General features: G+C 69.3%; 19 protein-coding genes, 1 other RNA gene and 2 pseudogenes. 12 read left to right on the top strand and 10 right to left on the bottom strand.

The features are described 5' to 3' along the window. Positions 1-39 precede the first annotated feature (39 nt). Positions 40-840 carry a peroxide stress protein YaaA gene (gene yaaA, locus ACH4EW_RS20460; protein ID WP_398258759.1) on the bottom strand — a complete coding sequence of 267 codons (801 nt, stop codon included), beginning with the start codon at positions 838-840 and terminating at the stop codon, positions 40-42. Positions 841-1,058: 218 nt separating this feature from the next. Here yaaA and ACH4EW_RS20465 point away from each other — a divergent pair, with 218 nt between their 5' ends. Then, a complete protein-coding gene (locus tag ACH4EW_RS20465; RefSeq protein WP_398258761.1) occupies positions 1,059-2,501 on the top strand; it encodes an RNB domain-containing ribonuclease in 1,443 nt (480 codons plus the stop codon). A 161-nt stretch (positions 2,502-2,662) separates the two neighbouring features. Here the strand turns inward: ACH4EW_RS20465 and ACH4EW_RS20470 are convergent. Then, a pseudogene (locus ACH4EW_RS20470) lies at positions 2,663-2,974 on the bottom strand (MerR family transcriptional regulator); the annotation flags it as partial. A 180-nt stretch (positions 2,975-3,154) separates the two neighbouring features. Here ACH4EW_RS20470 and ACH4EW_RS20475 point away from each other — a divergent pair. Together ACH4EW_RS20475 and rnpB are read left to right on the top strand one after the other, a co-directional pair. Next, positions 3,155-3,724: a Uma2 family endonuclease gene (locus ACH4EW_RS20475; protein ID WP_398258898.1), complete on the top strand. Its 570-nt coding sequence runs from the start codon at positions 3,155-3,157 to the stop codon at positions 3,722-3,724. Between the two features lie 53 nt (positions 3,725-3,777). Further along, positions 3,778-4,179: RNase P RNA component class A (gene rnpB / locus ACH4EW_RS20480), an RNA gene on the top strand. 103 nt (positions 4,180-4,282) lie between these two features. On the opposite strand, the gene tgmC is transcribed toward rnpB, so the two are convergent. The 5 genes from tgmC to ACH4EW_RS20505 all read right to left on the bottom strand — a co-directional run bounded on the left by tgmC (position 4,283) and on the right by ACH4EW_RS20505 (position 7,174). Further along, positions 4,283-5,446 carry an ATP-grasp peptide maturase system methyltransferase gene (gene tgmC, locus ACH4EW_RS20485; protein WP_398258763.1) on the bottom strand — a complete coding sequence of 388 codons (1,164 nt, stop codon included), beginning with the start codon at positions 5,444-5,446 and terminating at the stop codon, positions 4,283-4,285. Continuing rightward, a complete protein-coding gene (gene tgmB, locus ACH4EW_RS20490) occupies positions 5,443-6,408 on the bottom strand; it encodes an ATP-grasp ribosomal peptide maturase (protein ID WP_398258765.1) in 966 nt (321 codons plus the stop codon). Before tgmB ends, tgmC begins: the two co-directional genes overlap by 4 nt. Continuing rightward, positions 6,408-6,668 carry a putative ATP-grasp-modified RiPP gene (gene tgmA / locus ACH4EW_RS20495; RefSeq protein ID WP_398258767.1) on the bottom strand — a complete coding sequence of 87 codons (261 nt, stop codon included), beginning with the start codon at positions 6,666-6,668 and terminating at the stop codon, positions 6,408-6,410. The genes tgmB and tgmA overlap by 1 nt, the downstream gene beginning before the upstream one ends. 135 nt (positions 6,669-6,803) lie before the next feature. After that, on the bottom strand, positions 6,804-7,010 hold the full coding sequence (locus tag ACH4EW_RS20500; RefSeq protein WP_398258769.1) for a hypothetical protein: 207 nt from the start codon (positions 7,008-7,010) through the stop codon (positions 6,804-6,806). After that, positions 7,007-7,174 (bottom strand): hypothetical protein, encoded by a 168-nt coding sequence (locus tag ACH4EW_RS20505; protein ID WP_398258771.1) that lies wholly within the window; start codon positions 7,172-7,174, stop codon positions 7,007-7,009. Before ACH4EW_RS20505 ends, ACH4EW_RS20500 begins: the two co-directional genes overlap by 4 nt. A 229-nt stretch (positions 7,175-7,403) precedes the next feature. Here ACH4EW_RS20505 and ACH4EW_RS20510 point away from each other — a divergent pair. The 7 genes and pseudogenes from ACH4EW_RS20510 to grpE all read left to right on the top strand — a co-directional run. Beyond that, positions 7,404-7,577, top strand: a pseudogene (locus ACH4EW_RS20510) (helix-turn-helix transcriptional regulator); the annotation flags it as partial. 96 nt (positions 7,578-7,673) lie between these two features. Beyond that, complete coding sequence (locus ACH4EW_RS20515; protein WP_398258900.1) at positions 7,674-8,675, top strand: transcriptional regulator; 1,002 nt, start codon at positions 7,674-7,676, stop codon at positions 8,673-8,675. Positions 8,676-8,691: 16 nt separating this feature from the next. Continuing rightward, entirely contained in the window at positions 8,692-9,045 is a 354-nt protein-coding gene (locus tag ACH4EW_RS20520; RefSeq protein WP_398258773.1) for a hypothetical protein, read from the top strand. Between the two features lie 216 nt (positions 9,046-9,261). Continuing rightward, positions 9,262-9,981: a DUF4253 domain-containing protein gene (locus ACH4EW_RS20525; RefSeq protein WP_398258775.1), complete on the top strand. Its 720-nt coding sequence runs from the start codon at positions 9,262-9,264 to the stop codon at positions 9,979-9,981. A 202-nt stretch (positions 9,982-10,183) separates the two neighbouring features. After that, entirely contained in the window at positions 10,184-11,458 is a 1,275-nt protein-coding gene (locus ACH4EW_RS20530) for a hypothetical protein (protein WP_398258777.1), read from the top strand. Positions 11,459-11,918: 460 nt separating this feature from the next. After that, on the top strand, positions 11,919-13,796 hold the full coding sequence (dnaK, locus tag ACH4EW_RS20535) for a molecular chaperone DnaK (RefSeq protein WP_398258778.1): 1,878 nt from the start codon (positions 11,919-11,921) through the stop codon (positions 13,794-13,796). Continuing rightward, positions 13,793-14,455 carry a nucleotide exchange factor GrpE gene (gene grpE / locus ACH4EW_RS20540; protein ID WP_398258780.1) on the top strand — a complete coding sequence of 221 codons (663 nt, stop codon included), beginning with the start codon at positions 13,793-13,795 and terminating at the stop codon, positions 14,453-14,455. The genes dnaK and grpE overlap by 4 nt, the downstream gene beginning before the upstream one ends. Positions 14,456-14,489: 34 nt before the next feature. Here the strand turns inward: grpE and ACH4EW_RS20545 are convergent, their stop codons facing one another. The 3 genes from ACH4EW_RS20545 to ACH4EW_RS20555 form a co-directional block, all read right to left on the bottom strand. Then, entirely contained in the window at positions 14,490-14,879 is a 390-nt protein-coding gene (locus ACH4EW_RS20545; protein WP_398258782.1) for a VOC family protein, read from the bottom strand. 51 nt (positions 14,880-14,930) lie between these two features. Beyond that, positions 14,931-15,833 carry a glycosyltransferase family 2 protein gene (locus tag ACH4EW_RS20550; RefSeq protein WP_398258784.1) on the bottom strand — a complete coding sequence of 301 codons (903 nt, stop codon included), beginning with the start codon at positions 15,831-15,833 and terminating at the stop codon, positions 14,931-14,933. A gap of 242 nt (positions 15,834-16,075) precedes the next feature. After that, on the bottom strand, positions 16,076-16,543 hold the full coding sequence (locus tag ACH4EW_RS20555) for a lamin tail domain-containing protein (RefSeq protein WP_398258786.1): 468 nt from the start codon (positions 16,541-16,543) through the stop codon (positions 16,076-16,078). Positions 16,544-16,887: 344 nt separating this feature from the next. Between ACH4EW_RS20555 and ACH4EW_RS20560 the strand changes: the two genes are divergently transcribed. After that, on the top strand, positions 16,888-18,516 hold the full coding sequence (locus tag ACH4EW_RS20560) for an alkaline phosphatase D family protein (RefSeq protein WP_398258788.1): 1,629 nt from the start codon (positions 16,888-16,890) through the stop codon (positions 18,514-18,516). A gap of 255 nt (positions 18,517-18,771) precedes the next feature. Next, positions 18,772-20,094, top strand: a complete 1,323-nt coding sequence (locus tag ACH4EW_RS20565) for a multidrug effflux MFS transporter (protein ID WP_398258789.1) — start codon at positions 18,772-18,774, stop codon at positions 20,092-20,094. The last annotated feature ends 139 nt before the right edge of the window (positions 20,095-20,233 follow it).

Raw genomic sequence — 20,233 nt, forward strand, 5'->3', positions numbered from 1 at the left:
ATCAGCGCGCAGCGCCGCCGATGCGATGGCTTTCCCGGCTCAGTGAATCTCGGTCACCACGACATCCAGCGACCACGCCCGCCCGGCCCGTGCGGGGGCCTCGGCCTCCACCACGTACCCGAGCTCCCGCAGGGTCTCCACCAGCTCCGCGGGGCCCTTCGGCCGTGCGCCCGTCACCAGCAGATCGCGGACCATCCGCCCCTTCGTCGCCTTGTTGAAGTGGCTGACCACGGAGCGCTTCTCGACCCCGTTCACCATCTGGGAGTGCAGCACCCGCACGCTCGCCGTGCGCTCGGCCACCTCACCCTTAGGCTTCCAGGCCGCGCTGTACGCGGAGGACCGCAGGTCCAGTACGAGCCCGTCCCCGGCCGCCTCCGGCATGACTTCCGCCATCGGGTCACGCCAGTACGCCCCGAGCGCGCCCAGCCCCGGCAGCTTCACGCCCATCGAGCAACGGTACGAAGGAATCCGGTCTCCCACCCGCACGGCGCCCCACAGCCCGGAGAAGACCAGCAGCGACTTTCCGGCCCGCCGCCTGGCCGTCGTGTCCAGGGAAGCCAGATCCAGGGCGTCGTACAGCACCCCCGTGTAGATCTCCCCGGCCGGACGCGTCCCTGCCGTCCGCAGCTCGACGTTCTTCGCGATCTCGCCGCGCAGCCCCTCGCTCAGCCCGAGCACCTCACGGGCCTTCTCCTCGTCCGCCGCACACAGTTCGACCAGCTCGTCGAGGACCGCGGCCCGCGCCGCGGCCAGGCCCGGCAGCGACAGCGACTCCGGCTTCAGGGGTGCCCCGCGCCCCGACGCGGCCTTTCCTTCGGAGGGCGGCAACAGCACGAGCACGGCGGTTCTCCTTCGTACGTACGCACAGGTGAAAGGGCTGAGAAGGCCCTGGCCCCAGAGTACGGGGGCACCAGTACCGCACCGGGGCCCGTCCCGCGGATCAGGACCGGACAGGCCCGGTGCCGGTCGTCGAACCGCCATCCTCCGTGCGACGCCCGGCACGCACGGTCGCCGCCACCCGGGATGCCGCCCGGCCCGCCCCGCCATACGCTCGATCCATGCCCAGCCGCCATCTCCATATGACCGGGCCGGCCGACACCCCGCTGAGGGCGGCCCTGTGCAAGCTGCGCACCGAGCTCGAACTGCCCCACGGCTTCCCGCCCGACGTCCTCGCCGAGGCGGCGCAGGCCGCGGGGGCTCCGGCGGTGTCGGCCCACAAGGACACGACGGACCTGCCGTTCTTCACCATCGACCCCCTCACATCGACCGACCTCGACCAGGCCATGCACCTCGAACGCCGCCGCCACGGCTTCCGCGTGCACTACGCCATCGCCGATGTCGCCGCCTTCGTACGCCCCGGCGGCGCACTCGACACCGAGGCCCACCGCCGGGTGACGACCCTCTACTTCCCCGACGGCAAGGTGCCGCTCCACCCCACCCTGCTCTCCGAGGGCGCCGCCAGCCTCCTTCCCGGACAGACCCGCCCCGCCCTGCTCTGGCAGATCGACCTGGACTCCGAGGGCAGTGCCGTGTCCACCTCGGTACGCCGTGCCCTCGTACGCAGCCGCGCCAAGCTCGACTACGCGGGCGTCCAGCGCCAGATCGACACCGGCACCGCCGAAGAGCCCCTGGCGCTGCTCCGGGACATCGGACGGCTCCGCGAGGAGCAGGAGGTCGCCCGCGGCGGCATCTCCCTCAATGTGCCCGAGCAGGAGATCGTCGAGCACGACGGCGCGTACGGCCTGGAATACCGCGCCCCGCTGCCCGCCGACGGCTGGAACGCCCAGATCTCCCTCCTGACCGGCATGGCCGCCGCCCACCTCATGACGGAGACCGGCACCGGCATTCTGCGGACCCTGCCGGTCGCCCCGGACGGCGCCGTCGCCCGGCTCCGGCGCTCGGCCGAAGCACTGCACATCGACTGGCCGCACCATGTCCCGTACGCCCAGGTCGTCCGCTCCCTCGACCCGAGGAGGACCAACCACGCCGCGTTCCTCCAGGAGTGCACCACCCTGCTGCGAGGCGCCGGCTACACCGTCTTCGACCACGGCGAACTCCCCACCCTCGCCGTCCACGCCGCCGTCGCCGACCTCTACACGCACTGCACCGCCCCGCTGCGCCGCCTTGTCGACCGGTACGCGGCCGAGCTGTGCCTCGCCGCCGTCGCGGAACAGGACCCGCCCGAGTGGGTCCTCGCCGCGCTGCCCGGCCTGCCGAGGGAGATGGCGGACGGAGCCAGGCGCGCCAACACGGTGGAGCGCGAGTGCGTCGACGTCGTCGAGGCAGCGCTGCTCAAGGACCGGGTCGGTGAGGTCTTCGACGCGTATGTGGTCGACGTGAAGGAGCAGGAGCCCACCACGGGCACCGTCCACATCGACGACCCGGCCGTCGTCGCCAGGGTCGAGGGCGGCACGGCGAGGCTCCCGCTGGGGGAGCGGCTGCGGGTCAGACTCGCCCAGGCCGATCCTGGCTCGGCGAAGGTCCTCTTCGCCCCCGCGTGAGCGCGGCCACGGCGGCCCCCGGATCATCCGCGTGGAACCGCACCGTCCGCGCCCACCCGCGCTTCCCGAGCAGCCGCACGAACTCGACCGGACCGACGAGATCCACGGTCACCGTCGTCTGGCCGCCCACGACGAGGTCGAGCACCCCGTCCGCACCCGTCCAGCAGCCGGGCCAGCCGACGCCGCCGCTCCCGGATCTCGTCCTCCTGGCGGGCCAGGTCGGCATCCAACTCGACGATCACGTCGACGAGTTCATGCCCGGAGTCGTCAGCGAGGGCATCCCGTACCTCGTCCAGCCCGAGCCCGAGCTCGGTGAGACGCCGGATCCGGGCCAGCACGACGGCGTCGCGCACGCCGTAGACGCGATAGCCATTGGGCCGGCGCGCGGGCTCGGGAAGCAGTCCGATGTGGTGGTAGTGCCGGATCGCCCGCGAGGTGACCCCGACGAGCGCGGCAATCTCTCCGATACGCATGCGGTCAGTAGAAACGTTGACGCCGCGGCAGGGTCAAGCGTGCACCCACACCCGTCCGTATCTGACGACTCCGCTCCCTCCTGTGCCACGATCGAGGGAAGCACTCCCATCTCACGGACGGCGGATCGATCGATGCCCCAATCTGGCGAGCGACCGAGGAAGGGGCGTGACATGACTGCCATGCCGCACGAACCGCTCACGCAGGCGGACGTCCTGCTGGAGGGCTTCCTGGCGCTGGATACGCCGGAAGGCTTCCGGGCCGAGCTCATCGAGGGGGAGATTGTTGTGACGCCGCCGCCGGACGGGGACCACGAGGACTACATCGGCCTGATCTTGGAGCAAGTCATCACCCACGCCCGCACCAAGATGCAGTTTTCCGGGAACAAGGGGTTGAAGCTGGAAAGCGGCGGACGCTGCCCCAGGAACCACGTCATCCCCGATGGCACCTTCGCCCCCAGCGAGCTGCGTCTGTACCGGGGAGCGGATCCCTGGATGCCGTGCGAGGGGGTGGCCCTCGCCCTCGAGGTCACCTCGACCAAGCCCCGGGCCGACCGTACGGACAAGCGCCACTGCTACGCCCGCGGACCCATCCCGCTCTACCTCCTGGTCGACCGCGAGGAGTCCTCGGTGACGCTGTTCAGCGACCCCGAAGGGGACGACTACCGTCAGCACTGCACGATCCCGTTCGGCAAGTCACTCACCCTTCCGGCCCCCTTCGCCTTCGACCTGGAGACCGAGGCGTTCATCTGAGCCACCCCGTCCGGCGCCCCCGGCCAGGCGGGTAGCATGGTCGGCACGGCAGACGAGCCGGGCGGACGGCCGCGTGGGGATTTTCGGATCTCCCCGAGGAACGTCCGGGCTCCACAGGGCAGGGTGATGGCTAACGGCCACCCGGGGTGACCCGCGGGACAGTGCCACAGAAAACAGACCGCCGGGGATTTCGGTCCTCGGTAAGGGTGAAACGGTGGTGTAAGAGACCACCAGCGCCTGAGGTGACTCAGGCGGCTAGGTAAACCCCACCCGGAGCAAGGTCAAGAGGGGCCGTCGCAAGACGGTCCTGCGCGAATGTTCGAGGGCTGCCCGCCCGAGTTCGCGGGTAGACCGCACGAGGCCGGCAGCAATGCCGGTCCTAGATGGATGGCCGTCTCCCCGGCCGCCGCGAGGCGACCGGGCGACAGAACCCGGCGTACAGCCCGACTCGTCTGCCCCCTGGCTGAGCCTCACGGCGCTCGGCCCACTGTGACAGTGGTTCGTCGTCCATCGTGCTTCCTCCGGGCCCGGGGAGCGACTTTTTCGGAGGGCAGCGGTTCAGGTGAGCCGGTGCTCCCAGCGCAGCAGCGGGCTGCCATCGATCCAGTACAGGTGCGATCTGTTGGTGACGCGAAGCCGCACAGTCTCGATGGCTGGACTGCCTTCGTCCTGCCAAGCGATGAGGGCGCGCTCGATCTCGTCCCAGAGGGCCACGGGGCCGCCCTGGCGGACGGTCCAGGTCTCGCCGTCGGCGAGGAACTCGGCGAACGACTCCCGCTCGGGATCGAAGAGGTATCGCAACTGTGCCCCGTCGTCGCGGGCGGCGCGGACGAACTGCGCACTGGGCGCGGCGAGCTGCGCGAGGAACGCGGGCATCCATTCTTCCGGGGCCAGAGGGGATACCCGTGTGGTCCGCTCGCTGTCCGCGTAGGCAGTGCGGGCGCAGAGGTCTCCGGCCAGGGGCGTCACCGCCTGGGCCCGCGCCTGCATGAAGGAGGAACGTCCGGTGATCGCGCCCTCGGCGGTGCCGTCATTGCCGACAGTGACCCTGGCGAGTCCGCTTCCCCAAGGCCAGGAGCCGACTGTGCTGAGGAGGATGCCGCCAGGTCTCGTCTGCCGGACCCATGTGTATGGGATGCGGCGGACCGCGCAGGTGGCGATGACCCGGTCGTACGGCGCCCGGTGCGGATGGCCGAGAAGCCCGTCTCCCGTCACCGTCCAGGTCGAGTAGCCGACGGATTCCAGGGCGGCATCTGCGCGCGCCGCCACCTGTGGGTCGACCTCGACCGTGGTGACGTTGTCCTCGCCGAGGTAGTGGCACATCAGGGCTGTGGAATAACCAGTGCCCGTGCCGATCTCCAGGACGCGGTGTTCCGCCCCGAGGTCCAGGGCCTCGATCATGCCGACGACGGTGGTCGGGTCGGTCGAAGACGACGTGGGTACGCCCGCGACGGGTTCGCCGGCCTGGTCGGCGGTGAGGCGGCCGTCGAGCTGGGTGGTGAGGGTGTCGACGCTGTAGGCGATCTTCAGCCACTTGTCCGGGCCCGTACCGAGGGCAGTGACGGGCCGCCAGGTCCGCCCCTCGTCGAGGAAGACTCCGGGATGGAGGAAATGCTCGCGCGGCACGGTCTCAACGGCCCCGCGCAGCCAGGGGGACTTCAGGACACCCTTGCTCGTGAGCAGCGCGGCCATGCGGCGCCGCTCGGATGCCGATTCGGTCATCGACGGTCTCCATTCATGAGTAGGTCGGCGAAGGCCGCGGACATCGGGAGGCCGGTCTCCGTCTCCAGCCATCCCCACTGCCCGTTGGGGTTCAGCTCCAGCCACCGGTAGCTCCCCGCCCGGTCCACCGCGAGATCGAAGCTCCCTGATACGAGCTCCAGGCAGTCCAGGTAGGTGTGCAGTGCCTTGTCCACCCGGTCGGGGAGGTGCTCGACGGTGTACGTCAGGGCGCTGTAGTCCTTGCGCCAGTCCAACAGTCCGGAGTCGATGCGCACGGCGAACGTGTACCGGCCCACGATCAGGATGCGGAGGTCGGCGACCTTGTCCACGCACGCCTGGAATAGGTGCGGGGTGACGCGAACGCTGTCGTCGATCTCGTCGGCGGTGACAGGGGCGGCCCAACCGGTCACCGGCACGCCCTCACGCGTGTACGGGGTCCACCGCAGCGTCTTGAAGATCGCGTCACCCTGAGTGCGGATGAACTGGCGTGCCTCGGCGGGGTCGTTGGTGACGAGGGTGGGCGGGACGGCGAAGCCGAGCTGTTGGGCGAGGGAAAGCTGAGCGGGTTTGTAGTCGGCCGCGGCGATGCGCAACGGATGGTTGACCCAAAGCGGGCCGTTCAAGGCGTAGAGCGTTCCCCCAAGGCCGTAGCGAACCTGCGCCGCCGCGAACCGGGAGTCGTCCGGAGACAGGTGGGGAAACGACGGCCACTCCGGGCGGCGCCAGTACACCGATCGGACCCGGGTCAGGTCGGCGGTTCTCGACGGGGTGCGCACCCGCCCGGCCACAGGGGCCGGGCAGGTGCCGAACCGAGCCGAGACCGTGAGGTCCTCGCCGATGTCGGCGGGGTTGAACCGGACCACCGGCACATCGCGCCGGTTGAGTTCGCTGATCACCATGTCGGCGGTGATGTCGTCCGCCTCGGTGGCCACGAGTACTGGCCTCTTCTCGGTCGCGGCCATCAGTCCTGGCTGCTGTCCTGGTCGTGACCCTGGTCGTTCCGGGAGTCCGAGTTCGTCGTCGTGGAGGTCTCGGTGCCGGAGCTGGTGCCGTGCTTGCCCATCTCGACCACCTGACCGGCGCGATCACGGAACACCCCGAGCTGCGTCGTGGGGTCGATGGCGACCGTGGCGTGGGGCCGGCGGACGGTGATCGGGTAGGGCGCGAGTCGGCTCGCACCCCACGGCCGCGTGAGGGTGGGGAGTACAGCGGAGGTGGTCATGGGACTCCTTGCGTTGAGATGGGAATGGTGCAGAAACCGCTCAACCCGGCTCGGGACGTTCCCGCAGGGAAGGGCCTGACCAGGGTGAGCAGGACTCGGAATGCCTGCCCCATGGGAGCAGTCTGTGGTGACGCCTCAGAGGTGAGCGGCCTGGATGTTGTCGGCCGCGGTCGTCCACTCGACGCCACTCTCGGGCCGGATGTGCGCGACCCGGACAGTGCCGTGGCTGTGGAGTTCGTGCGTGACGGCGATGAGAACTCCCTCCCCGCGCGAGGCGACATCGCGGACGTTCATGTTCAGGAGCGGGTGCTGCTCGTAGCCGTCGGGGCCGACCGGGTTCACGTCTTCGTCTCCTGCCGGGTCTCGCTGCGGCGCATGAACTTCTCCCAGCCGATGGCCGCCCGTTTCCGCAGAGCCCGGCTCGGTGCGCCCGGCCGGGGATCCGGCGGCGTGTACGTACGGCCGCTGGCGCCGGGGTTCCTGCGGGGCGGTTCGAAGGTCGTCATGTGGTCGCTCCTCTCGGATGGGGCAGCAATCGGTCGGGCCTCGGACAGGGCAGGGTGCGGTTCGCTGCATCGAGGGAGCCGCCCAAGGGTCCTTCAACCTCCGAGCGGCGTGTGACCAGTGAACGACGATCCGTTACCTTCTCCCAGAGCGGACCCCGCACATCTCCCAGGCGTTTTCCGGGCATCGGGTGGCGCGAGCTGGGAGTGTGCTCTTCGTGAGGGGAGACCAATGGCGTTAAGACGTAGGCGATTTGCCGATCGGCGGGCCTCACAGGGCTACTCTCAGGAGGAGTTCGCCGAAGCACTCGCGGTGGCCACGTCCACCGTGATCCGTTGGGAGGGCAGCCGTGCTACCCCACAGCCTCACCAACGGCCCAAGATTGCCGGCCTGCTAGGAGTCACCCTCTCTGAGCTGGAGGGGCTTCTTGTCGAAGAACAGTCGGCCAAAACTGCCGTGCTCTCTGACCTTCCCCTCCTTCTCCACGGTGATGATGACGATATGAAGCGCCGCGATGTCCTGGGCCTGCTCGCCGTCACGTGTGCGCTGGTCACCTTGCCCGGTTCGGACGAGGCATCCCGAGGACACGCGGCGGCAGCTCTCCTGGAAACAGGGGAGGACCTGCACCGCAGCCTCTGGCAGGTTTACGCTCTCTCGGACTCCAAGCGGACCGTCCTCCCGGCGGTGCGCAAGCAGCTCCAGGCCCTGACGAAGGGCCTGGCCGAGGCGCACACCGCAGCGGAGAGGGCCAGACTGTGCACGATGACGGCTGACGTTTATCAGCTTGCCGGTGAACTCTTCTTTGACGCCAACCGGTACACCGACGCCGCCCAGTGCTACACGCTGGCCGCCCAAGCGGCCCATGCCGGTGGTGACAATGACATCTGGGCCTGCGCCATGACCCGACACGCCTACGTCGAGCTCTACGCGCGCCGCGCGCCCGCTGCCCAGCCTCTGCTGGCGATGGCTTCTCGGATTGCCCGACAGGGCGACAGTGCTCTGTCCACGCGCCACTGGGTCGCCGCCGTCCAGGCCCAGGCGTACGCGGCCATGGGCGACCTCGACGAGTGCACCCGGGCCCTCGACGAAGCCGAGAAGGTGCACTTCCTCGGCGACCGCCCCCACAACGGCGGCCGCCCCCACAACGGCGGCTGGCTCCGCTTCGACGGCTCCCGCCTCCCCGAGGAACGAGGAGCCTGCTACCTCCAGCTCGGCCGCCCCGACCTCGCGGAAGACGCTCTCACCGCAGCCCTCGCCCAGCCTCTGTCGCTGCGCCGCCGCGCTGCCGTACTGAGCGACCTTGCCGTCCTCGGAGTCCACCGGCACGACATCGACCAAGTCGTGCACTGCGCAGAGGCTGCGATCGGCCTGGCCGGCCAGTCGAACTCGGGCTTCATCGGTAAGAAGCTGGACGGACTCCGAGGGCGTCTTGCTCCGCTCATGTCCGATAGCCGAGTCTCGAACCTTGATCACCGAATCGCGGCGCTTTTGCGTACCGCATGACGAGAGGGACACGTGCATGAGCGACGGTCGGATCTTCCGCGAGGCGTGGATCGCCGGTGTGACCAGGCACTACCCAGGTGAACCGAAGCCCGGCTACGTCACGCCGTGGGATGAGACGCCCGAGTGGGAGCGCGAAGCCGCCGCGGCCGTGTACGGACAGGTTCGCGACTTCATCAAGGTCAGCGAAGGACACGCCACACGGCTTACCCGCGAGCAGAAGGGCCACTTTGTCGCGATCTGCTGGACCGCCCAGATGTTCAAGCACTTCGAAGACCCGAAGCCCGGATACGTCGCAGACTGGGCCGACCTTCCGGCCTGGCAGCAGGAGACGGACGCGGACATCTTCGAGCGCATCGAGCAGACCGTCTGAACACTGAGGACGATAAAGTCCCCGTCCGGACCGCTGGAATCCGCCCTCCCGGGCGGGAACATTGGCCCACCCGCGATGACGACCGAGGGGGTTGGTGTGCCGAAGGACCCGCACGGGCTCACGGCGGAAGACGTGAGTGCCCTCATGAGGGCGCATGGCTTCGACGTCTCGCCGGGTCGGGTGAGGGCCGCCGTCTCGGCCCACGGGGTCCACGTCATGGGGTTCCCTGTCCGGCATCCCGACGCCCTCGCCGTGTGGCAGTTGTGGCTTGACCGGCGTCACGTCACCGGCCGGTATCCGGTCGTCACGCGGCGCGACCCGAACGGTCTGGTCCCGGACCCGCCCGGGCGGCTCGGCGCGGGCGGGCGTGAGGCGCTTGCCGCTGCCTTGGCGCGTGACCCCGACGCGGTCGTGGAGGAGGTTGTTATGGCGGCAGTGCGCGACATCCTCGCGATGGCCGACGAGGAGGATGTCGAGGAATGGCTCGACGAGCTCGTTCCCGAGCGGCTCGCGGACGCGTTGAAAGAGGCTGTCGCCACCCCCCAGGAGGCCGATATCTGGGAGGGCATGCCCCTCGGGAACGCACCGGAGCTGTGGCTGTGCCTCGTGGAGGCGAAGCAGGGCCATGAGATCCCGGCTCTGCTCCCCGGGTTCCCGGACGCCCCGAATTGGTGGAGCGAGCCCACCGGTCGGCTGCTGCTGCCCGCCGACCATGTGGCGTTCTTGCGCAGCTGGCACGAGCGCTTCGGCGCCGACCTGTTCTTTCTGGACGGCAGTCGCATGCGACTCGTCGTGCGGAGACCGCCTCTCGCCCCCGCCACTGCCGCCCGTGCGGCGGTGGAGCGTTTCGCGTACTGCAGTGACGGGCTTCCGGACCTGCCGGTGCTCGGCGACGGCGAGGTCCGGTCGACGGCATGGAGATTCTGGTGGGACTGACGAGAAGGAGCGCCCGGATCCTGGTGCCTGTCGTGGCGGTCCTGGTTGTGGGCTATGGCACGGAGCGTGTCACCGGGGACGACGCGGCCCCCGTCCTGGCTACCCCGGAAGCCGGCAACCCTCTGCGCGAACTGCCAGCGACCACTCACCGAGGGGATCGGAGAGGGGTACCGGTATCGGAGGACTCTGACATCATGCGGCCGTGATCACTGCGGACGACAACCTGCTGAACGGCCTGGACGAAGTGGACTGGGCGAACCTGAACCACGCCTACGGGATGGCCGCCGATGTGCCCGGCCAACTGCGCGCCCTGTGCGGAGATGACGAGCAGGCACGACAGCAGGCCGTCAGCAGCCTGTTCGATCATCTCGCGCACCAGGGAACCCGCTGTCAGGCATCTCCGTACGCCGTGCCGTTCCTTGCCCGGATCGCTCTCGCCGGCTCGGATCCGGCGCGTGAGCACGCGTTGGCGCTCCTGACCGGCCTCGCGGTCAACTGGGACGAGGAGCGCGAGATCATCGACGGGGCCGACATCGGCGCTTGGCGCGCGGAGGCCGCCGAGAACTCCTCCGACAAGCTCCTCCCGCTGTACGAGGAGGCGCTGGCCGCCGAGCAGGACGAGCAGCGGCGCCGGAACCTACAAGACATACGGGACTGGGTGGCGGCCGGCAATCCGATCGATGCCCGTGACTCTTCGATGCGTTCGTACAACGCCGTACTTGCCGAAATTCCAGCCCTGCGCGGTCTCTTGGACGATGAGAATCCCCGAGTCCGAACCAGGACTGCCTACCTGCTGACCTGGTTTCCCGAACTGGCGGACACCTCCCTGCCCCTCCTGCTCGGCCTTGCTGCGCATGAGGACGATGCCGTCGCGAAGGCCACCTCGCTTGTGGCTGTAGGCATCCTCGGCACGACGGCTCTCCCGGGGACCCTCACCGCCAGTCTGGACGCCGAGGACGGCCTCGTACGCTGGGCTGCCGCCATAGCCATCGCCCAGACCGCCCGAGGCGCCGCCGCGGAACTCAATGGTCCGTTTCTCGACCGGGCCGTTGCCGAACTCGCTGCCGCAGCCGCGACTCCTGCGCCTGTGCCCGCGACCGACTACAGCCTGGGCGACTTCCACGGCCACACCGCTGACGTTCTGCTCGCCCTTCCGCCTTCCCCCACCTCACGCGCCGCAGTCGCCGCTTGCCTGCCGTCCGTCAACACGCCGCAAAGGGCGTTCAAGGCGAAGGCGGTCCTGCCGGACCTGTTCCCCAGCCCCCTGCCCGATCCCCGCCCCCCGTACGCGAGCCTCCCCCGACCCCAGCAGCAGCTTTTGTATGCCCTCGCCGACCTCAGCGAAGGATGGTGGAACACGGCAGGTGACATCGGCGAGGACCTCACCACCTACGGACTTCCGGCTACTCACGCTGGGCTGCGCGCGTACATCGGGCTTCCCGCGGTCGACTACGGGTGCTGGCCGCCGAAAATCTGAGCGCGCGGACGGAGCGCATACCCGCCGGAGCAGCGGCGACCTCCGCCGAACCGCCACCTGACACCGACGGCCCGGCACCGCTCACTCGCTGGACGATCCCCTGATCCGGTTCCCGCCGCGCGTACTCTTTCCATCGTGGGGAACAAAACCCCTACGGCCTCCGCAGAGCCGCTCCTCGGAGGAGTTCTCCGATGACCACCACGCTCGAGGTCACGCCTTTGGTGCCCGCACATCGCGACCATCTCCTGAGTTCTGCCGAGAACGTGTCGGGTGCAGCGGCCCGCCGTACATGGACGACGCCGCACCGTGAACAGGACACCGCAGCAGCGGAGCCCGAACGCCACACGGCTGCGGGACCGAGAGGTGAATCAGCGGACGGAGACCGAATCGATCAATAGCCGACTCGGGTCTGCTCAGTTTGATCTGTGACAGGCGTCGAGTGCTGGGAACGGAGGCAGTGATGGCACGGGCAGTGGGCATTGACCTGGGAACGACGAACTCTGTGGTGTCTGTGCTCGAGGCCGGTGAGCCGACGGTCATTCCGAACACCGAGGGCGCACGGACCACGCCGTCGGTGGTGGCGTTCGCCAAGACGGGCGAGGTGCTGGTCGGCGAGGTCGCCAAGCGGCAGGCCGTGACAAATGTCGAACGTACCGCGCGGTCGGTCAAGCGGCACATGGGGGATGCTCAGTGGCATTTCCCCGAGTCGGGTGACATCGACGGCAAGCGGTACACCGCGCAGGAGATCTCCGCGCGGGTGCTGCAGAAGCTGAAGCGCGATGCCGAGGCATACCTCGGGGAGGACGTGAAGGACGCGGTGGTCACCGTGCCGGCGTACTTCAACGACTCCCAGCGCACCGCGACCAAGGAGGCGGGGCAGATCGCGGGCCTGAACGTGCTGCGGATCATCAACGAGCCGACGTCCGCGGCGCTGGCCTACGGCCTGGACAAGGAGAACGACCAGACGATCCTCGTCTTCGACCTCGGTGGCGGCACGTTCGACGTATCGCTGCTGGAGATCGGCGAGGGCCTGGTGGAGGTGAAGGCGACCAACGGCGACACACACCTCGGCGGTGACGACTGGGACCAGCAGGTCGTCGACCACCTGGTGAAGCAGTTCAAGAACGGCTACGGCGTGGACCTGTCCAAGGACAAGATGGCGGTGCAGCGTCTGCGCGAGGCCGCGGAGAAGGCGAAGATCGAGCTGTCGTCCGCGACCGAGACGACGATCAATCTGCCCTACATCTCGGCGTCGGCAGAAGGTCCGCTGCACCTGGACGAGAAGCTGACGCGTGCCCAGTTCGAGCAGCTCACGGCGGCTCTGCTGGAGCGCTGCAAGGGCCCCTTCCACAACGCGGTCAAGGACGCCGGAATCAAGGTGTCGGACATCGATCACGTGATCCTGGTGGGCGGTTCGACGCGGATGCCGGCCGTGACCGAACTGGTGAGGGAGCTGACCGGCAAGGATCCGCACAAGGGTGTGAACCCGGACGAGGTCGTCGCCATCGGCGCCTCGCTCCAGGCCGGTGTCCTCAAGGGCGAGGTCAAGGACGTCCTGCTGCTCGACGTCACCCCGCTGTCCCTCGGTATCGAGACCAAGGGCGGCATCATGACGAGGCTCATCGAGCGCAACACCACGATCCCGACCAAGCGCTCCGAGATCTTCACGACGGCCGAGGACAACCAGCCGTCCGTGCAGATCCAGGTCTACCAGGGCGAGCGCGAGATCGCGGCGTACAACAAGAAGCTCGGAATGTTCGAGCTGACCGGCCTGCCGCCGGCCCCGCGCGGCGTCCCGCAGATCGAGGTCGCGTTCGACATCGACGCGAACGGCATCATGCACGTCGCCGCCAAGGACCTCGGCACCGGCAAGGAGCAGAAGATGACCGTCACCGGCGGCTCCTCGCTGCCGAAGGGCGACATCGACCGCATGGTGCGCGAGGCCGAGCAGTACGCGGAGGAGGACCGGCAACGCAAGGAGGCCGCCGAAACCCGCAATCAGGCAGAGACCCTCGTCTACCAGACCGAGAAGTTGCTGCAGGACAACGCGGACAAGGTCCCCGGTGACGTGAAGACGGAGGTGGAGACCGCGCTCACCGAGCTGAAGGAGAAGCTCAAGGGCGACGACACCGCCGAGATCCGTACCGCCACCGAGAAGGCGACCGCGGCCGCGCAGCGGATCGGCACCGCCCTGTACGCGCAGGCTCAGGGCCAAGCCGCCGAAGGCGGCACGGCCGGCGGCACGGCCAGTGGCACAACCGGTGGCCGGGGCACCGGCGAGGAGGACGTCGTCGATGCGGAGATCGTCGATGACGAGCGGCAGGGAGGCACCGGATGAGCAAAGAGCTGCACCCCAAGGATCAGGGTGAGCGGGCCCCCCTGGTGGTGCGCGACCGGCGCGGAAGCGACCCGGTCACCCTCCGGGCCCGACGACGCCCGGACGCGAAAGACCCGGTCACCCTCCGGGCCCGACGACGCCCGGATGCGAAGAAGCCGGTCGGGTCCGGTCCGGCCGGCGTCAGTGAGGCGCGCTCGGAAGCCGGCCGGGCCGACCGGACGGAGGCCGCGCGGCCGCGTGAGCGGATCGCGGAGCTGACCGAGGATCTGCAGCGGGTGAAGGCCGAGTACGACAACTACCGCAAGCGGGTGCGCCGCGACCGCCTGGCCATACGGGAGATCGCGGTGGTCAATGTCCTCACCGGCCTGCTTCCGGTCCTGGACGCCGTGGATGCCGCGCGCCGGCAGGACGACGGCAACGGCGCCGTGGAGGCCGTCTCCGACCTGCTTCAGGAGCGGTTGGCGGCGCTGGGGCTGCGGACCGTCGGTGCAGCGGGTGAGCCCTTCGACCCCGACATCCATGAGGCGATCACCTACCACGCCTCGGGCGCGGCCCGTGAAGCCGTATGCACCGCGGTCCTGCGGCACGGCTACCGGGTCGGCGACCACCTCCTGCGCCCGGCCCAGGTAGCGGTGGCAGGCCCGGCCCCTGCCGCATAGCCCGAGCCGGCGCCGGTCAGCGATGGCCCAGTACTCAGCGATGGCCCAGTACGTTGATCACCCGGCCGCCGGGGTCGCGGACGAAGAAGCGGCGTACGCCCCATTCCTCGTCGTGCAACGGGTACACGATCTCCGCGCCGCCCTGCTGCATGGCGGCGTAGGCCGCGTCCACGTCCTCCACCTCCATGCTCATGTCCGGTGTGACCGGGGCGGTTGCGTCAGCCTCCATGATGCTGATCTGAGCCGAGGGGTGGGAGGGCGAGGCCAGCGTCATGATCCAGCCGTGGTTCATGACCTCCTGGAGGCCCAGCAAGCCGTAGAACTCCGCGTTCCGCTTCATTGCGGCGGCGGTGGCGGTGGCGTCCGATTCGGCCCCGGGGCCCGTGGCGGTCCGAAGGTTGGGGACGATCCTGCGGACGGACATCGGCAACTCCTGTCTCGGGACGGACGCTGTGCCACCAGGCCCCGGCGCGGATCAGATGACCGGTGGCCGTCCCAGTTTCGTCATCCGCCACACCGTGCGCCACCGCATGGGCTGCCGCCGCCCGCACGGCGTACGGACCCCCTCGGCGAAGCCGCGGGCCCAGGCGCGCAGCCCCGGCGCCGACCGGGTGCGGGCCACGGTGAGGAGGGTCCAGGTGCCCAGGTAGGCCGGGACCAGGGGGAGGGGCAGATTACGGCGGGCCAGCCAGACCCGGTTGCGGGCCGTCATCCGGTAGTAGACGGAGTGCCTGGCCGGGGAGGTCTTGGGGTGCTGGAGCAGCAGATCGGGCTCGTACAGGATCTCCCAGCCCGCGTCGAGCGCCCGCCACGACAGGTCCGTCTCCTCGTGCGTGAAGAAGAACTCCGCGGGCCAGGGCCCCGTCTGGGCGAGCATCTTCATGGAGAGGGCGTGGCCGCCGCCCAGGAACGCGGTGACCCGGCCGCGCCGCATCGGGTCGGCGGCGCGCAGGCGCGGGACGTGACGGCGCTGGGTCTCGCCGTGCTCGTCGGCGATCCGGAAGCCGACGATGCCGAGTCGCGGGTCGGCGGCGTACAGCTCCTGGACCTTGCGGAACACCCCGCTGTCGACCAGGAGTCCGTCGTCGTCGAGCTCGATGACGACATCCACGTCGCCGAACTCCGCCAGCTTGCGCAGGGCGACGTTACGGCCACCGGGGCAGCCCAGGTTCTCGTCGAGTTCGATCGTGGTCACACCGCCGGACAGGTCGGACAGACCGGGAAACGCGGTGAAGTCCGGGAGCGGTGAGCCGTTGCCCACGACGACGAGCCGGTCCGGCCGGACGTCCTGTGCGGCCACCGAGGCCAGCAAAGCCTCGACCTGCTGCGGGCGATCGCCCATGGTGACGATGGATACGGCGATGCGTGGTTGGGACACGGTCGGCACTCCTGGTCTCGCTGGGGTGCCCGCGATCGTAGCCGTAGGACATTGTTGTTCGTTGTTCAGCCGCCCGTTGCCGTCGTGCCACGCCTTGTGAGCCTTCGTCAGAGTGGGGTGCCGGGGGCGTGCCGTCAGAAGCCGAGCAGGCCCTCGGTGCGGCCGACCGCAGGTCAACCCTGCCGCGGCCCGGGGCATTTCCGGCCGGTGGGCCGGACGGGTGCCCCGGACCGCGGTCGGTCTCAGTGGCAGTTCTTGACGCCCTTGTCCGACTTGCTCCAGGAGCAGGAGTCCTGGAGCTTGCCGCTCGGCTTGATCAGCCGGGCCTTGTCACCGGTGTTGTTCCAGACGTACGAACCGCGGTTCCAGTAGACGTGGCCCGAGGTGTTCTTGCCCTTGCCCGTGTGGACCTTGACGGTCTTGCCCGCGCCGATGGTGTAGCTGCCGAAGGTGTACGTGTACCCGGTGTTGTCCTTCAGCTTGTAGCCCTTGAGCTGAAGCTTCGACTTGCCGTTGTTGTGGATGTCCACCCACTCGGCGTTGAGGGACCCGTTGGTACGGGTGTCCTTGCCGGGGCTGTCGTACTGGATCTTGCCGAGGTGCAGCCCGCCCTGGTGCGAGGCGGCCGAGGCCGGGGTCGTGACGAGCAGTGAGCCGGCCAGAGCGGTGGTGGCGGCCAGGGCGATCGACGCGGCGGCGCGTATATGCATGCTGTGATCCTTGTATGGAGTTACGGTGAAGAGCTGTGATCATAAGCGCAGCACGCGCCGACTCGCACGGAAGTGCACATTCTGGCCGGGTGTGGTTGTCCGGTGGCAACTGCCCACGGCCGGAGGCAGGTTCGGGCGTCCGGCAAGAATGATCAGGGTCTCGTCACCCAGTCCCGCGACGCCGCCCTCCATGTGCCGGCCGGTGTTATGGGCACTTCGCCCCGTGAGCCCGTTCCTGCCGCATTCCTCATCCGCGCGACGTCCGAGCGACGCGAACACGACGCCCGCTCGATGCGCTGAACCGGGGTACTTAACAAGTACAACACCAGCCAGGGGAGGGACAGATGACGCACTCATCGCACCAGCAGGAGATGCGCGATGCCGTCGGGCATCTCGGACGCCGCCGCTTCCTCACCGTCACCGGTGCCGCTGCCGCGCTCGCATTCTCGGTCAATCTGCCGCCCGCGGGCACCGCGAGCGCCGCCGAGCTGGACGGCCGGAAGATCGGCGAGGACCCGTTCACCCTCGGCGTCGCCTCGGGCGACCCGCAGCCCGGCTCGGCCCTGCTGTGGACGAGACTCGCACCCCGCCCGTACGAGACCGGCGGCGGACTTCCCCGGTCCCGTGTCGAGGTGCGCTGGGAACTCGCCGGCGACGAGCGTTTCTCCCGCATCGTCCGGCGCGGATCGGCCACCGCCCACCCGGAGTTCAACCACAGCGTCCACGTAGAGATCAAGGGCCTCCAAGCTGACCACGTCTTCTACTACCGCTTCCGCACCGGTCGGTGGACCAGCCCCGTCGGCCGCACCCGCACCGCACCCGCCCGCAGCGCCCGCAACAGCACGCTGAGCCTGGCCGCCGTCTCCTGCCAGGCCTACCACGACGGCTACTTCACCGCGTACAAGCACCTCGCCCAGGAGGACGTCGACGTTGTCTTCCACCTCGGCGACTACCTCTACGAGTACGCCGTCAACGAGACCGGCGGAGCCCGTAACTACACCGACCGTAAACTTCCCTCCCACTTCAACCGGGAGACGGTCACTCTGGAGGACTACCGGCTGCGATACAGCCTCTACAAGTCCGACCCCGATCTGCGCGCCGCCCACGCCGCGCACCCCTTCGTCGTCACCTGGGACGACCACGAGACCGAGAACAACTACGCGGGCGACACCCCGGAGAACGACGTACCGCCTCAGGAGTTCCTGCTGCGCCGGGCCGCTGCCTACCGGGCGTTCTGGGAGAACCAGCCGCTGCGCACCCCGCAGCGGCCGGCCGGCCCGGACATGAAGCTCTACCGGCGCCTGCAGTTCGGCCGTCTCGCCCAATTCGACATCCTGGACACCCGCCAGTACCGCAGCGACCAGGCGTACGGCGACGGCTGGCAGAGGCCCGGGCCGGAGTCCGAGGACCCGTCGCGCACCATGACCGGCGCCACCCAGGAGCGCTGGCTGCTCGACGGCTGGCACGCCTCACAGGCCATCTGGAACGTCGTACCGCAGCAGGTCACCTTCGCCCAGCGGCGCAATGTCCCCACCGATGACTTCAAACTGTCGATGGACGCGTGGGACGGCTACCCCGCCTCCCGGGACCGGATCCTGAAGGGGGCCGCGGCCGCGGGGATCGGCAACTTGATGGTGCTGACCGGCGATGTGCACGTCGGCTACGGCTTCGACCTGAAGAAGGACTTCGACGTCCCGGCGTCCCGCACCGTCGGAACGGAGATCGTCGCCACATCCATCACCAGCGGCAAGGACGGCTCGGACAAGCCGGCCAGCTGGGACAACCAGATGCAGGCCAACCCGCACATGAAGTTCTTCAACGGCCGTCGCGGATACACCGTGATCACGCTGGGCACGAAGCGCGCGCGTGCCGACTACCGCACGGTGCCGGTCGTCACCACGCCCGGTGCGCCCATGACGACGGCCGGATCGTTCGTCACGGAGGTGGGGAACCAGGGCCTCACGCCCGCGTAGGGCCGACCCCCATGTCCCGGTCGGCCGAGGCCGTCGGCCGGGCAGCGGACGCCGATGCGGTCACGTACCGCGTCGAGCGTCCGCATCACGGCCAGGGAACCGCCCGCCCTGAACCCCTCGGGCTCGGTCCGCCTCTCGTCGGCACGCCCCAGCGCGCAGCCCCGTTCATGCCTGTCACGCCTGCTCCCCGGAAGCTCTCGACCAGTCCGGCCGAGCTGAGAACATAGAGGCGGATTCGACGACATGGAGATGAGAATGCCGGAGAGCGGCGCAAGCCGGGCCCAGCGGGAACCTACACACATATCGACCACCGGGACCGGGGCCGCGGAGTCCGCGACCACCGGCACACCTCCCGGAAATCCGGCCGTCACCGACGCGGCCCGGCGCACCGGACTCCTCGTCACGCTGGTCCTCGGCGGCCTCACCGCACTGCCGCCGCTCTCCATGGACATGTACCTCCCCGCCCTGCCCGCGGTCACCGAGTCCCTGCACGCCACCGCCGCGACCGTCCAGCTCACCCTCACCGCCTGCCTCACCGGCATGGCGCTCGGACAGGTCGTCGTCGGACCGATGAGCGACCGGTGGGGGAGGCGCCGGCCGCTGCTCCTCGGCATGATCGTCTATGTCGTCGCCACCGCGCTCTGCGTCTTCGCCCCCACCACGGAACTCCTCATCGGCTTCCGCCTCCTGCAGGGCCTGGCCGGTGCGGCGGGGATCGTCATCGCCCGTGCCGTGGTGCGCGACATGTACGACGGCGTGGAGATGGCCAGGTTCTTCTCCACCCTGATGCTGATCTCCGGCGTTGCACCGATCGTCGCGCCGCTGATCGGCGGACAGGTGCTGCGGTTCACCGACTGGCGGGGGATCTTCGCCGTCCTCACCGTCGTCGGCGTGGTGCTCACCCTGGTCGTCTGGAAGTGGCTGCACGAGACCCTGCCGCCGCAGGACCGGCACAACGGCGGCATCGGCGAAGCGCTGCGCACCATGCGCGGGCTGCTCGCCGACCGGGTCTTCACCGGCTACATGATCGCGGGCGGCCTCGCCTTCGCCGCCCTCTTCTCGTACATCAGTGCCTCGCCGTTCGTCATTCAGGAGATCTACGGGGCCTCGCCGCAGACGTTCAGCCTGCTCTTCGGCATCAACTCGGTCGGCCTGATCGTCGTGGGCCAGATCAACGGCAAAATCCTGGTCGGCCGGGTCAGCCCGGACAAGGCGCTCGGCTTCGGACTCTCGGTCATCGTGCTGGCCGCGGCCGCGCTGCTGCTGATGACGTCCGGGGTCTTCGGGGACGTGGGCCTGGTCCCGGTCGCGGTCGGACTCTTCGTGCTGATGTCGGCGATGGGGCTCGCGATGCCCAACACGAACGCGCAGGCCCTGATGCGTACGAAGCACGCCGCCGGGTCCGCCTCCGCGCTGCTCGGCACTTCGTCGTTCCTGATCGGCGCCGTCGCCTCGCCGCTCGTCGGAATCGCGGGCGAGGGGACGGCCGTTCCGATGGCCGTCGTGCAACTGGTGTCCGCGGTGGGTGCGATGGCCTGCTTCCTGGGGCTGTGCCGGCCCTGGCAGCGGGTGTCGTAGCGCGGGGCCCGGCACCGGCGCGCCCGCCTGGGCAGGAACCCCACCCGGCCCAAGGCCGGGATCAACGTGTGTTCGCCGTGTGGCCCGGCCGCCGGGCCGATGGGCCGTGTCTTCTCATCGGGAGATCCGTTAAACGTAT

This window comes from Streptomyces sp. NPDC018000 (genome assembly GCF_044328025.1).
Classification (GTDB): domain Bacteria; phylum Actinomycetota; class Actinomycetes; order Streptomycetales; family Streptomycetaceae; genus Streptomyces.